This window comes from Scopulibacillus cellulosilyticus (assembly GCF_042665295.1).
Taxonomy (GTDB): domain Bacteria; phylum Bacillota; class Bacilli; order Bacillales; family Sporolactobacillaceae; genus Scopulibacillus_A; species Scopulibacillus_A cellulosilyticus.
In genome coordinates this window covers 674,251-688,536 of record NZ_JBHTCO010000004.1, presented here as the reverse complement: position 1 = coordinate 688,536, position 14,286 = coordinate 674,251, and the positions used below count along the sequence as shown (strand labels likewise).

Sequence of the window (14,286 nt, the reverse complement as noted above, 5' to 3'; positions counted from 1 at the left end):
GCAGGTGTGTTCACTAATTATACAGAAAGTATAGTGGTAAATTTCTTGTCATTTACTGGTACATTCTTTGTCACTCGGTGGTAAAAACTATGTCGTTGGTGGTACATTTCAGTGGCCGTAATCAATGGTAAATCTGGACGTTTCAATGCTTCGATAAGTTCTTGCATTCTGTTAAATCGAGGGTGTTCTGAATTATAAATGGAATCTTTAGAGAATGTCATGTATTCTCTTGCTGCTGCCCCAACAATTACAATATTATTTAGGTATTTTGAAAAGTAGATCCCGTAAATAATCCCTAACATACCCCCAGTTGAATGGCATGCAAACGACTATTTATCAAAACCTAATCTTTCACGGATAGCTTCTAAATCAAATATTGATTCCAGCATACTTAGTTGATAAGGTTCTATTGCTTTCTCTGAGTTTCCTGCTTCTCTTAAATTTACTAAAAATACCTTATTAGTTTTTGTGAAGGTTTCTGCAAAATAATCACCTGTCTCGTTAAATTCAGAATAATGATGTGTAACACAAACAGGATCACCTTCACCTTTTACAAATACCTCGAAAACCCCACGAGATGTATGAATAAACTTTTTTCCACTTCCTCATAAAATTCCCCATTTCAACGATACAACATCCGTTAGCTTAAATAGGATATTAATAAAATTCCTTATTAATTAACATAATCCTTTATATGGAAAAAACCGATTCATTTTATTATGGAGAACCGGTTTCTTTATTAAACATTAGCTCTATTGTTTAAAGAAAAAATTTCGATCAATCAAACTAAGTACTAGTCCAATCAGAACGAATCAAACCTAAAGTACAAACATCTTCATATTTTCCCCACTTTAATACTGCATTTTTTGCAATACCTTCATCATTTAATCCTGATTTCTCCATAACTCGCTTGGAAGCAAAGTTTTTAGCCATACATTTTCCGTAAATCCTTTCTAGACCAAGTACCTTAAATCCAAATTCGAGTACCTTTATACAAGCTTCTGTACCATATCCCTTATTCCAATAACCAGGGTCGATAAAATACCCTAATTCCCCGTTATTATGTTCTTTTGAAATGCTCACTAAGCCACAATTACCGATATATTCATCGGGATTATCTTTTTTGAATAACCCGAATTGATATGCAGTACCCTTATCTATATTATCCCTTACATGATTAACCCACCAATCAGCTGTTTCTCTCGGATATGGGTGTGGAATATTTATTGTGGTTGCTGCAATTTCACGGTTACTTACTACTTTAAAAATTGACTCTGCATCCATTTTTTCATAAGATCTCATCACCAATCTTTTAGTTTCTAAAACTATTTTGTTTCCATCCACAACTGCATCGTTTCCTTTATAAAAATAGAATTTAAAATAGACGAATATTATATTTCGAGAAAATTTTTCATTATCACACACTAAGCTCTTTGTTTATTTCAATTAAATTTCCATCAGGGTCATATAAGTGAAAACATCGAATTCCCCAGTCATTTTGATTGTGAGGAGCGTTAACGGTCTCAATACCTTTGGATTTCAAAAGATCATATGTACTATCTACATTATCTACAGCTATTATTAAACATTGACTAGATTGACGCTCAACATCAAAAGGTCTATTTGATTCACCCAGAGATAAAGCCATCTGATTCCGAGGAAAAAGAGCGATTTCTGATCCACCAGTTTTGAAACTAATATAATTTGTGTTTTCATCTCCCCAAATAACTTTAAAGCCCATAACATCACGATAAAATTTTAAGGACGTAATATAATCTTTAACAAGTAGTCGAATGTGTGATAATTTCAATGCAAATCCCTCCATAATCAAAATGCTTAGAATAAAAGATATTAATTATTTCTATACTAATTTAACTAAACCTTTTTTAATAACGACAAAATCGATTCTTAATTTTATAATAAAGTTGAATGCAGAAAACTTTTATTAAAGACGAAAGGGAAATAAAAAGTGATAAAATTAAACAATCTCGAGCCCGGTATTCGAAAATTGGTCGAACAGTTTATCGAAGCCGGGCGTCCGTCGTCTAGAAATCAAAGTATTCAAGAACGAAGAGAAGGATATTTAAGTACAATCGATCTTGCCGGAGAATCAGAACCTGTATGGAAGGTTTTTGATCAAACAATTGAGGGATTAAGGTTTCGTATATACATGCCTTCAGATCAAATTAATCTTCCAGTTTTAATTTATTATCATGGTGGATGCTTTGTAAGTGGCGATTTGGAGACCCATGATCGACAATTACGAATGTTAGCTAACATAGGTCAATGTCTAGTAGTCGGTGTTGATTATCGTTTAGCTCCGGAGCATGTTTATCCGTCTGCACATGATGATGCTTTCAAAGCTGCCCATATCGTTCGTGAACATGCAATGTCCTGGGGTGGAAATCCCGATAATGTTACAATTGTAGGGGATAGTGCAGGAGGACATCTTGCTCTAGTTACCTGTCTACGACTAAAAGAACAAGGTCAATGGATGCCTAAACGCCAAATTCTCATCTACCCGATGCTTGATGCAACTGCTTCAAGTGGGAGTTATAAAAAGTTCGGTGATGATTATGTGATTACTCGAGATGCTCTTTTAAGTGGATTTGAGAATTATTTATCGAATATATCTCCCGATCATCCAGAAGCAAGTCCTTTATATCGAAATGATCTCTCAGGACTACCACAAACTTATATTTTAACTGCTGAATACGATCCTCTTGTTGACGAAGGAGAAGAATTCTACCGTCGTTTATTAGAATATGGTGTTGATGCACAATGTCAACGTTATTTTGGAGTAAATCACGGATTTTTTCAGCTTACAGGTATCAGTTTAGCAGCTAAAAAAGCTATTAAAGATGTTGCATCCATCGTGTCTATAATATAGGTAGATTTTATAAATTTGTTCTAGAAATAAAAACTGATCACCTTTATTAAAGGGGGGATCAGTTTTATTATTTCTTAAAAAAATTAAGGTGCTACTAATTCCACTTTGATTCTATCAGGATCTTCAAAATAAACAGCATAATGTCCTTTTCCTCCTGCAAATGGGTGCTTATCTGTATAAAGAATATTAATCCCTTTAGCTTTTAACTTAGAAGTTATTTCATCAACGTGCTGTTTAGAGGGAGCATGAAATGCCAAATGATTTAAGCCAACACGACATCTATGATACGGAACATCAAGAAATTTTTCTTCTGCTTGAACAAAAACAATATACGTTTCATTTAACTTCCAACTTTGCCCGTTTTCCCACTTTTGAAAAACGCTGTAACCTAAATCCTCTAAGAACCAACTCCAAAATTCAACTGTATTTTTTAAACTTGATACATATATTTCAATATGATGAATCAGACCTTTTGGCAACCTAATGCCCTCCTATTTAACCCATTCTCTGTTTTTATTTATATTTATTTTATCGATAAAAGCTGCATCTAAGCTTATATCCAATTTATTAGCTAAATCAAAAATATTCCAAATGACATCAAACATTTCTAAACCAATGTCCCTTTTAATGTCTTTTTGTTTGGTACCGTTATCATTTGTTTTTAACTTTAATATTTCATCAGTTAATTCCCCAACTTCACTCATTAAAAACATAACCCTGGTTTCAATTGGAATATTTTCAAATCCTTTTTCCCTGCTGAATTCTAAAACATATTGTTGGAATTTTTGTATATTCACTCAGAAGCCAACCTTCTTTCTATAAAAACTAAGATTTAATGGGAATACTTCAAAAATTGATTTTTGTCGTTAAAAATCTGCAACATTACCTGTAAAGTTGTATAAAGAAGTAGTTCTATTTTTCAAAATGAATATCCTTCTAGCCAAAATATTAAAAACTCATTCCATTTATCTGTTATTGATCTCTTAATTGGTTTGAAACTGCATTAAAAAGTTTCTGTCTCTGCTTTAGCTTGAATGTCTTCGGTTGTCATTTGACGGACCGTTCTTTCTGATAAAGGAAGAAGTGCAATTACGATAAAAATAATACCTCCAACTGTAGCCACTGTGTTGTAGCCGAAAATGTTAGCCAGGGGAACAGCAAGTATCATACCTATAGGGATGGTGGCAAAAGAGCCAAAGTCATCGAAGGCACATACACGAGAGAGCATATTTTTTGGAATGGCTTGCTGTAATGATGTATCCCACGTTATGCCAGATATGCTAGATCCAATTCCGGCCAATGCAGTGACAAGTAATAGGACAGGCAAAGGAAAACCCTGACCAAGAATGATCATAGGTATTCCAACTATAGCTGTGGCAAACATTGATTCGCGCAGTGGACGCCGTAATTGGATTCTGAACATTAATAAGCTTGCTATTAATAGACCTACTGCTCTCATGCTCAGTGTTAACCCCCAGCCAGCAGAACCAAAAGATTGTTTTGCAATGATTGGGCCAAGCACTTGCCAAACTCCCATCTGGACTGGGTTCATCAAGGCGAATGCAAATCCACCGATGACGTCGAAAGTATGACCACCCCTCGCGCATCTGTTGAAGCAGAGAATTATCTTTAACATTAGGATGGGCGGGGATACGGACCGGGATCATGCAAACACAGGCGATAAAAAAACTTGCCGCATCTATCGCAATTCCCCAGCCCCCTCCGAGCGTTGCGGCAAAAATTCCCGAAACTATTGGTCCAATGATCTTTGAAGTACTGCGAGATGTGCTAAGTAGAGAATTAGCATGCTTAATATCCTTCCTATTAACTATCTCTGGAACAATACCTCGCATAGCTGGGGAAGTAAAGGCTTCCAAAATACCGTTAGAAATTGCTAATGGGAATATCCAATACGGATTCGCCTCAGTAAGGATGATAATGGCAATTCCTGTCTGGGTTACTCCAGAACCAAGGTTACTAAGGAAGATCAGCCTGTCACGACGGTAACGATCTGCAATGCTGCCACCAATAAGTAACATCAGAATGTTAGGTAAAATTTGTGCAGCAAGAATGTATCCTAACAGATGCTGACCGTGTCGAACCTGAAGTACTGCAAATGCGAGTGCCACAGGTGTCATGGAACTGCCAAATAAAGAAATGGTACGCCCAATGTAAAACCATCGAAACTGAGGACTAGAGAGTGCTCCTATTTTCAATAGAGATTTCACCATCTTCTGAGTGCACCTCCTAGAAAAGTACTAACTTCAATTACTTTTTCTTGAATTCGCTTTATCTATTTGTTTCTCCTTCTACAATTATTTCTACTTTAACAACGTAGAACTTTAACGAACATTAGTTTGCACCTCAGTATAAACCGAACATATTTTCATATATAAAACCATTGAGGTCCGAAGAAAGGAAAAAGGACGACTCTGGTGCAGTTCCCACAAAGTACCAGAGTCGTCCCTCAAACTATAAAGCATATGTTTTCTGTCATTATATCCGTCAATCCTTTGACAGGCAATACCGTCAACTTTTGGGCATTTTAATTCAGCTTTAACATTAAATTTCTTCATTAGAATAAATGTATTATTTTTTTATAATTTATTTGGTCATATTTTGGTCATTTTACTAAGCAGTTTAAAATTATTTTTAACGACCAAATAAGAAAACCCCTCAACACCACTGGTATCAAGGGGTTCACCTATTAATATGTGCTCATATATTGATCGCGTTCCCAAGGATGGACTTGAGTACGGAACATATCCCATTCAATTTCTTTGGCTTCGATAAAGTGAACAAGCGCGTGTTCGCCTAACGCACTGGTAATGACTTCATCTTTGACCATAACGTCAAGGGCTTCTTTTAATGTTGCAGGAAGATCGTGAATACCTTCTTTTTCGCGTTCTTCTTTATCCATGACATAAATGTTTCTGTCAATTGGAGCCGGCGGCGTTAAACTGTTTTTAATACCGTCTAATCCTGAAGCAAGCATGGCAGCCATTGCAAGGTACGGGTTAGCTGAAGGGTCTGCGCTTCTTACTTCAATTCTTGTACTGATACCGCGGGAAGCCGGAATACGGATTAGCGGACTTCTGTTTCTTAGTGACCATGCGACATAGCACGGCGCTTCATATCCTGGTACCAGACGTTTATATGAATTCACTGTCGGGTTAGTCAGTGCAGTAAATGCACGTGCATGCTTAGTAATACCTGATAAAAATTGCAAAGCAGTTTCACTTAAGCCATTTTCAGCTGACTCATCATAAAACGCGTTTTCTTTGCCTTTAAATAATGACATGTTAGCATGCATACCTGATCCATTAACGCCAAATAACGGTTTTGGCATGAAAGTAGCATGAAGACCGTGCTTACGTGCAATAGTCTTAACAACTAATTTAAAGGTTTGAATGTTATCGCATGTTGCTACAGCGTCAGCGTATTTAAAATCAATTTCATGTTGTCCAGGAGCCACTTCATGGTGAGAAGCTTCAATTTCAAATCCCATGTCTTCAAGCTCAAGAACGATATCGCGGCGGCAGTTTTCACCTAAATCGGTAGGAGCCAAGTCGAAGTAGCCGCCTTTATCATTAAGTTCAAGCGTCGGTTCGCCTTTTTCATCCATTTTAAATAGGAAAAATTCAGGTTCCGGGCCGATGTTAAAATGACTAAAGCCAAGCTCCTTCATTTCTTTAAGCTGGCGCTTAAGGATGTAACGAGGATCGCCTTCAAATGGTGTGCCATCCGGATTGTAAATATCACAAATCAGGCGGGCAACTTTGCCTTTCTCTGATGTCCACGGAAAAACTACCCATGTATCAAGATCAGGGTATAAATACATATCGGATTCTTCGATTCGTACAAAACCTTCAATTGATGATCCGTCAAACATCATTTTATTATCCAAAGCCTTAGTCAATTGGTCTACAGGAATTTCAACGTTTTTAATGATTCCTAACAAATCTGTAAATTGCAAACGAATAAAACGTACATTTTCCTCTTCGGCCATTTTCATAATGTCATTGCGTGTGTATTTACCCATCTAAAAAGTTCCTCCCCAAACCGTCTTATTTTAATAGATGCCCAAAAATTTCGGGAAACATTCCTAACCCTGTCTATCCTGATTTTTGAACACAGTTTTTATATACAAAAGGGGTTCTTAATGGAAAAAGCGTGAAAGTTCCCCTTGTATCAATGATGATTTGCCATACTTACCGGCTTCGATAAGTTCAGCCTTCAAATACTTCATGACATCTGCATTAGATAATTCCTTTTTCGTTTGTTCATTCTTAGAAGAGGGATGCTCGTCCGTGAGCGGCTTCATATTCAAAACATGCTTGATCCCGGCCAAATTCACACCTTCATCTAACAAAGATTTAATTTCCAAAAGTCTTTCAACATCATTAAAAGAAAACATACGCCGGTTTCCTTCTGTCCTTTCGGGATAAATGAGTTGATGCTGTTCATAATATCGAATTTGACGGGCGGATAAACCAGTTAATTTTTGTACAATACTCATTGGAAAAACAGGCATTGTACGGCGAATTTCTTTATCCATTTTAAATATCCCCCTTTCGCTCTTCTTTAGTTTATTATATGATATTATAACTGTCAAGTGATGTTAGGATTTCTTACATGACTTTTTTATAAAAAATTTAGTTAATTTAAGATTCAGCTATTGCTAATCAAAACTACCTATTTTCACAGGTGGTTTTAATTTATAAAAAAACTCGCTGTCTTAGCGAGTTTTAAACATGTATAAGGTTTTTATCCATTAATACATCTAACGCAGATAAGACAGCTGCTTTAACATGAGCAAATGTCAGTCCGCCTTGAACGAAGGCTGTAAATGGCGGCCGTATCGGACCGTCTGCCGATAACTCCAGACTTGCACCTTGTACAAACGTCCCCGCTGCCATAATGACTTTACTATCGTAACCAGGCATCTCGCTCGGATATGGTTTGACATGCGAGTTAATCGGGGAAGCTTTTTGGATTTCCTGGCAAAACAAGACCATTGTTTCCGGATCATCAAATGTCACAGACTGAATAAGATCCGTCCTTTTGTCATGCCAAGACGGTGTTGTTTTCATCCCCAGTCTTTCCATTAATGCTGCGGTGAAAACAGCCCCTTTTAGAGCTTGTCCTGTTACATGAGGAGCCAGAAAAAAACCTTGATACATATCAGATAAATGCCCTGCCGTCGGTCCGACTTCTCTCCCAAGACTTGGTGCTGTTAATCGTTCAGCGCATTGATCAACAAGGTTTTGATTTCCTACTATGTACCCTCCGGATTTAACAAGCCCCCCGCCAGGATTTTTAATTAAAGAACCCGCCATTAAGTCAGCACCAACTTGAGTTGGTTCTCTGTCTTCAGTAAATTCCCCGTAACAATTATCTGTAAATACAATGATATTTGGAAAATCGGCTTTAATTTGCTGGATAGCCTGGCCGATTTCGTTGATCGAAAATGATGGGCGTTTATCATAGCCGCATGATCTTTGAATGGCTATCATTTTTGTTTTTGCACTAATAGCTTGTCCTACACTATCAATATCAATTTTGTTATCTTTAAGGGGAACAATTTTCGTATTAATGTGGAAATCCTTTAAGGACCCGTTACCGCTGTCATTTAGTCCAATGACACCTTCAAGGGTATCGTAAGGTTTTCCTGTGATATAGATCAATTCATCTCCGGGTCTAAGCACGCCGAATAAGGCAGTCGTTATCGCATGTGTCCCGGATATTAACTGGGGTCGCACCAATCCCGCTTCCGCCCCAAATACATCCGCATATATCGCTTCGATGGTATCTCTCCCAAAATCATCGTATCCATAGCCTGTCGTGCCATGAAAGTGAGCATCTGTCACTTGATGCTTTTGGAAGCTTTTTAATACTTTAAATTGATTTTTTTCAATCATGTGATCAATGTCCTGAAAAACCTGGGCAATTTGCTTCTCAATATCTATGACCACTTCTTGTAATTTCATGCCATGTTTTAGTTGTTCGTACATTTTCTATCTTTACTCCTTAGTATTTTTCCTGTCAGTTAAAATATGAAGTAACGGGGATTTTTCTGAAACATATCCTTTGTATTCATAACAATCATTTGTTTCATTATAACGATTTTCAATAACGATTGTTTGTGTCTTTAACATTGACATTAATTTTCCGTTTTGTGCATTGATCTCGGTATGGTACGGTATCATCTGCCGGGTGATCTTTTCTTGTATAGATGAACGAATCTTTTCCAAATCACTATCGTCCAGAACCGACACAAGCAAGGCGTCTTTTGGCGGAATAAAGCTTTCCGTTAATAAATCCTTTTTATTATAAATAAATAACTGTGGAATGCTGGAAGCGCCAAGTTCCAGTAGTAATTTATCAACAGTCTCTTCATGCTGGCGATGATCAGGATGAGAGACGTCAATGACGTGAATGATTAAATCAGCTTGGCTGACTTCCTCGAGTGTTGAGCGGAAAGCCGCGACAAGCTGGGTCGGCAAGTGCTGTATAAAACCAACGGTATCGGTTAACAGCGGGATGAAACCGTTTGGCAATTTACATTTTCGCGTTAAAGGGTCTAATGTCGCAAATAACTTATTTTCTTCAAGAGATTCTGCTGTCGTTAACCTATTAAATAATGTCGACTTGCCGGCATTTGTATAACCGACTAAAGCCATTTGAAATTGCTGCTGGCTCTTGCGGTGCTCCCTATAACGCTCGCGATGATGAACAATAACATTTAATTGTTTTTTAATATCATCAATTCGTTTGCGGATATAACGGCGATCTGTTTCTAATTTGGTTTCTCCGGGGCCCCTTGTGCCGATGCCGCCCCCAAGACGGGATAAGGACGTACCTATCCCGCTTAACCTTGGTAACATATATTGCAATTGAGCCAGTTCAACCTGCAGCTGTCCTTCTCTTGATCTCGCCCTCATCGCAAAGATATCCAAAATCAGTTGAGTCCGGTCAATGATTTTAGCATCTAAAATTTTGGTTAACTGTAAATGTTGGCTTGGTGAAAGTTCATCATTAAAAATAATTGTATCCGCTTCAACATCTTCTTCAAGCGCTTTGAGTTCTTCAACTTTTCCTTTGCCTATATAAGTTGCAGCGTCAATTCGTTGTCTTTTTTGTGTAACAGTTACCAGTACTTTGCCGCTGGCTGTATCCGTTAATGAAGCTAATTCATCCATTGAGGAGGAAAACGCTTCATCACTTAAATCGGGCAATTGGCAACCGACTAATATAATTTGTTCCATGTCATACCTGCCTTTGAACTAGATGTTAAAATTCCTGGGAATTTTGAACATTAATTTAAAATTAAAATGATTGTCTATTTAACTCTTTTTCTTCAATATTAAGATCGCAGGCCCGAAGCGTTAATAAAGAATCACGATCATAGCTTCCTTCTCTTAATAATCTAACTGCCTGCAGCCGTATCATTTTCTCTATAAGGTTTCTTACATACCGTCCGTTACTGAATGTTTGATCGCTTTCATAAACCTTTTGCTTCAAGTGTCTGGCCAGTTTCCGGCTTGCTTCAGTCGTTAATTTATAATCCCGTTCTTCTATCATTTGTTCTGAGATTGTCATTAATTCGGAATCTGTATAGTTTGGAAAAGAGATGATCAGCGGAAAGCGGGACGGGAGCCCGGGATTTAAGCTTAAAAAATCTTCCATTTCGTTGGAATATCCTGCAAGAATGAGAACAAATTGATCTTTTTTATCCTCCATTTGTTTAACTAACGTATCAATCGCTTCTTTTCCAAAATCCTTCTCACCGCCGCGCCCCAGTGAATAAGCCTCATCGATAAATAAAATACCGCCTAGTGCCTTTTTAACCAATTCTCTTGTTTTTTGGGCTGTTTGGCCAATATACTCGCCGACGAGATCCGCCCGTTCAGCTTCAATTAAATGGCCCTTGGGCAAAATTTCCATATCCCGGAACAATTCGCCTAACAGCCGTGCGACTGTCGTCTTTCCTGTACCTGGACTTCCTTTAAACAGCATGTGCAAAGAATGATTTTCCACCTTCAGATGCTGTTCTTTTCTTTTTTGGCAAATATATAACCAGGCGTAAATTTCCCTGACAGTACGTTTAACCTCTTCTAAACCAACCAGCCGGTTTAGCTTAGCTTCCATTTGCTCGAGGGGCTGATGCTTCGTCCGCTCTTCTTTATTAGCCGTAAAAGGCAAATCTTTTTCTTTTTCCTTCTTCTGGCTCAAAACCACGTTTATTTGGCCTTTTTGCTTAAATGTATAGGTTCCCGACACTAAGCTCACCTCACTGTTCCTTTGGTTTATTATACGTTGTGAAATGATCTTTTGTGACAAACGCCTATAAATATTATAGCTATTAACCATTATAAGCCGGTAATTTTATTGTAAAACAGGTGCCTTTATGAAGTTCACTATCAATATGTATTTTCCCATTATACGCTTCTACAATTTGGTAACAAACCATTAAGCCGAGACCAGTACCAGATTCTTTTGTTGTATAAAACGGCATCCCCGCTTTTTCAATTTGTTCTGCCGTCATTCCTTGTCCGTAATCTCTGATCTTTATTAAAATATGCTTTTTTTCTTCGAGAATGTCTAAATCCATGACACTTTCTTTAGGTGATGCTTCAATTCCATTTTTTATAATATTAACCAATAGCTGCTGCATTTTCTCGATACTGCCTTTAACATAATAAGCCTTTTTGGCTTTACAATGCAATTTCACACCATTTATAAAGGCATAAGAATGCAGTGTTTGACAAACAAATTGCAGTAATTCTGTCATATTAATAATTTTTGTACAGCCTTCTTGCGGTTTGGCAAGCGATAAATAGTCATTAATAATTCCCGTTGCTCTGTCAAGCTCCTTCTCCATCGTTTGTAAATAGTAGTGATAGCGTCCGGACATTTCTTCATCGTGCTGTATTAATTGCATAAACCCTTTTACAACTGTTATAGGATTTCTAACTTCATGAGCAACGCTTGCGGCTAATTGACCGACAATATGAATCTTTTCTGAACGCGCCATCTCAAGTCGAAATTTTTCGTTGGCTTGGATAGCTTCAATTAAGAAGATAACCAACCAATTTGCAAGTATTGGAACAATGATAATACCCATAGAAATCAATAATTTTGAATGGTAAATCATATTACTATGATTGATATATAACAAAAAAATAACAAAAACATCGTGAAGTAACAGAACACCGCTTGTATATTTTAATTTATTTAAGTAACTGCTCTCTTCAAATTTTTTCTTAATCATTAGCATAAAAATAATAATAATTATGTGGGAAAAAATAATGTAACCAATGCTGGTCCCATCAACAAAAAAGCCATAAATAAACATAATCAGTGTTGTAGGTATCCCTACAAAAAAACCGCCGTATAAAAAGGACACCATCCAGGGAATGATTCGTAAATCCATAATGATACCCGAATGATACTTAACCGGATATGACATACATAAAATAATAATTAAGCTGCAAAAGAAAAATAAAAAAACAAATTTTTGCTTTGTTAATTTTGGATGAAGTCTCGTCCAAGCGAGGTATAAAATGAGTATCGTTAAAACTAAAAATATTTGAATGCAAAATTCCACAAACATCAAGTATCCTCCTGACCAACGCTGCAATTAAAGCTCTGCCATTACTCACCTCACTCTTTTTCTTACCCAATCTTATCATAATATAAGTTAAAGAAAGACGATAGAGGAACTTTAATTTCTAAATTAAAAAACAGAATCCGAAACCGGATTCTGTAAATTTATAAAGCTAAGCTGTAATTTTAATATTCAATTTCCTCGTAATCCTTCGGCTGCGGCAATGGCTGCTGTGCTTTCGACATTTTGTCATTTTTCATGGTTTTAACATTTCTATTTTCTTTTTCCGTTTTCTTTTTTTCCATGAAATCACCACCCTATACCTTATAATGTTTGATGAGATAAAATTTTTATTCTTAAAAAACAGTTTTTCTAAGAAAATACGCCAGGGTAATGAATAGTTCGACAATTTAAAAATTTATTTTTAAGCATATTGTCGACTTATGCGCTTGCCGGGGAAATATTCAATCATATGTTTAAAATTGTTTCCCGGACAAAATAAAATACCCCCTAATCATATCATGATTAGGGGGGCTGTTTACTCGTCTTGTGTATTCAAGCGTACCGGGCGTGCCGGCGAAAAGGTTGATATCGCATGTTTAAAAATCAGCTGTTGTTTTCCATCAGTTTCAATAAGCACTGTGAAATTATCAAATGCCTTAATTGTTCCTTTCAGTTGAAATCCATTAAGAAGAAAGACAGTAACAAAAGTTCCTTCTTTACGAAGCTGGTTTAAAAACGTGTCTTGAATGTTAATGGTTTGTTTCATTGCCATGATCCTCCTCTTTTTCTCTATAACTGTTACTTCGACTTTTATACTAACTTTCCTGCCACATACGCAAGGATTTCTTGAGCTATTTGTGAAAAATGCGAGCTAAAACCTGTCATATCAAACCAAGTAATGTCCATTTGGTGCTTAAACCATGTAAATTGTCTTTTAGCAAATCGCCTAGAGTTGCGTTTGAGTAAGCGGATTGCTTCATCTAATGAACATTCACCGTCAAAATAAAGATACAATTCTTTATAACCGATAGCTTGAACCGATTGGGTGTTTCGAATCCCGCTGTCATAGAGTCGTCTTGCTTCTTCAATTAATCCTGCTTCAATCATGTCATCGACACGTTGATTAATCCTTTCATAGAGAAGTTCACGTTCCATTGTCAGACCAATGAGAACCATATCATAAACCGGTTCCGGTTTGTCTATTTGCTGCTGCTTACTAAAGGGAACACCTGTTGAATAGTAAACTTCTAAAGCTCTTATCACCCGCTTCACGTTATTAGGATGAATTTTTTGTGCTGCAATCGAATCAACTTCCGCGAGCATTTTATGTAATGAATCAGGGCCTTCCACTTGAGCGGCATGTTCCAGTTTTTTTCGCAATTCCGGCTGACTGTCAATATCCGAAAATTGATAATCATATAGAGCTGCTTTTATATATAATCCAGTACCGCCAACAATAACTGGCAGCTTATGCTGATGATTAATCGAACGGATCCATTGTCTTGCATCTTTTTGAAACTCAGCAACTGTATATGTATGATCCGGGGGCAAAAAATCAATAAGATGATGAGGGATACCTTTTCTTTCATTAACAGGTATTTTTGCTGTTCCAATGTCTAAATCCTTGTAGACCTGCATAGCATCCCCATTAATAATTTCTCCATTCATATGGGAGGCAATCTCAAGGCTTAAAGCTGTTTTGCCAACCGCTGTCGGGCCAACAACAGCGACAACTTTGTCTTTTTTTCTCTTTGCTTGAATCATTTTATTTACCTTTCTCTCG

General features: G+C 37.0%; 14 protein-coding genes and 1 pseudogene. 1 reads left to right on the top strand and 14 read right to left on the bottom strand.

Features of this window, described 5'->3' with window-relative positions; translation table 11 throughout:
- Positions 1–786: 786 nt before the first annotated feature.
- Positions 787–1,344, bottom strand: a complete 558-nt coding sequence (locus ACFQRG_RS06565; protein ID WP_380964938.1) for a GNAT family N-acetyltransferase — start codon at positions 1,342–1,344, stop codon at positions 787–789.
- 73 nt (positions 1,345–1,417) lie between these two features.
- Positions 1,418–1,810 (bottom strand): VOC family protein, encoded by a 393-nt coding sequence (locus ACFQRG_RS06560; RefSeq protein WP_380964936.1) that lies wholly within the window; start codon positions 1,808–1,810, stop codon positions 1,418–1,420.
- Between the two features lie 159 nt (positions 1,811–1,969).
- On the opposite strand from ACFQRG_RS06560, the gene ACFQRG_RS06555 reads away from it, so the two are divergent.
- Positions 1,970–2,890 carry an alpha/beta hydrolase gene (locus ACFQRG_RS06555; RefSeq protein WP_380964934.1) on the top strand — a complete coding sequence of 307 codons (921 nt, stop codon included), beginning with the start codon at positions 1,970–1,972 and terminating at the stop codon, positions 2,888–2,890.
- An 83-nt stretch (positions 2,891–2,973) separates the two neighbouring features.
- Here the strand turns inward: ACFQRG_RS06555 and ACFQRG_RS06550 are convergent, their stop codons facing one another.
- From ACFQRG_RS06550 to miaA, 12 genes and pseudogenes are all read right to left on the bottom strand, one after another.
- Complete coding sequence (locus ACFQRG_RS06550) at positions 2,974–3,369, bottom strand: VOC family protein (RefSeq protein ID WP_380964932.1); 396 nt, start codon at positions 3,367–3,369, stop codon at positions 2,974–2,976.
- A 12-nt stretch (positions 3,370–3,381) separates the two neighbouring features.
- The gene (locus ACFQRG_RS06545; protein ID WP_380964930.1) at positions 3,382–3,687 is read right to left on the bottom strand and encodes a pyrophosphatase; all 306 of its coding nucleotides are present in this window, start codon (positions 3,685–3,687) and stop codon (positions 3,382–3,384) included.
- Between the two features lie 206 nt (positions 3,688–3,893).
- Positions 3,894–4,442 (bottom strand): MFS transporter, encoded by a 549-nt coding sequence (locus ACFQRG_RS06540; RefSeq protein ID WP_380965008.1) that lies wholly within the window; start codon positions 4,440–4,442, stop codon positions 3,894–3,896.
- Between the two features lie 22 nt (positions 4,443–4,464).
- Positions 4,465–5,121: pseudogene (locus ACFQRG_RS06535) on the bottom strand (MFS transporter); the annotation flags it as partial.
- A gap of 476 nt (positions 5,122–5,597) precedes the next feature.
- On the bottom strand, positions 5,598–6,932 hold the full coding sequence (gene glnA / locus ACFQRG_RS06530) for a type I glutamate--ammonia ligase (protein ID WP_380964928.1): 1,335 nt from the start codon (positions 6,930–6,932) through the stop codon (positions 5,598–5,600).
- A gap of 117 nt (positions 6,933–7,049) precedes the next feature.
- The gene (locus ACFQRG_RS06525) at positions 7,050–7,448 is read right to left on the bottom strand and encodes a MerR family transcriptional regulator (RefSeq protein WP_380964926.1); all 399 of its coding nucleotides are present in this window, start codon (positions 7,446–7,448) and stop codon (positions 7,050–7,052) included.
- A 190-nt stretch (positions 7,449–7,638) separates the two neighbouring features.
- Complete coding sequence (locus tag ACFQRG_RS06520; RefSeq protein ID WP_380964924.1) at positions 7,639–8,904, bottom strand: methionine gamma-lyase family protein; 1,266 nt, start codon at positions 8,902–8,904, stop codon at positions 7,639–7,641.
- Between the two features lie 9 nt (positions 8,905–8,913).
- Positions 8,914–10,158 carry a GTPase HflX gene (gene hflX, locus ACFQRG_RS06515; RefSeq protein ID WP_380964922.1) on the bottom strand — a complete coding sequence of 415 codons (1,245 nt, stop codon included), beginning with the start codon at positions 10,156–10,158 and terminating at the stop codon, positions 8,914–8,916.
- A 61-nt stretch (positions 10,159–10,219) separates the two neighbouring features.
- Positions 10,220–11,173 (bottom strand): stage V sporulation protein K, encoded by a 954-nt coding sequence (spoVK, locus tag ACFQRG_RS06510; RefSeq protein ID WP_380965006.1) that lies wholly within the window; start codon positions 11,171–11,173, stop codon positions 10,220–10,222.
- An 82-nt stretch (positions 11,174–11,255) separates the two neighbouring features.
- Entirely contained in the window at positions 11,256–12,506 is a 1,251-nt protein-coding gene (locus ACFQRG_RS06505; protein ID WP_380964920.1) for an ATP-binding protein, read from the bottom strand.
- A gap of 532 nt (positions 12,507–13,038) precedes the next feature.
- Complete coding sequence (gene hfq, locus ACFQRG_RS06500) at positions 13,039–13,269, bottom strand: RNA chaperone Hfq (protein WP_380964918.1); 231 nt, start codon at positions 13,267–13,269, stop codon at positions 13,039–13,041.
- A 44-nt stretch (positions 13,270–13,313) separates the two neighbouring features.
- Positions 13,314–14,267, bottom strand: coding sequence for a tRNA (adenosine(37)-N6)-dimethylallyltransferase MiaA (gene miaA / locus ACFQRG_RS06495; protein ID WP_380964916.1), 954 nt, complete (start codon positions 14,265–14,267; stop codon positions 13,314–13,316).
- Between the last annotated feature and the right edge of the window lie 19 nt (positions 14,268–14,286).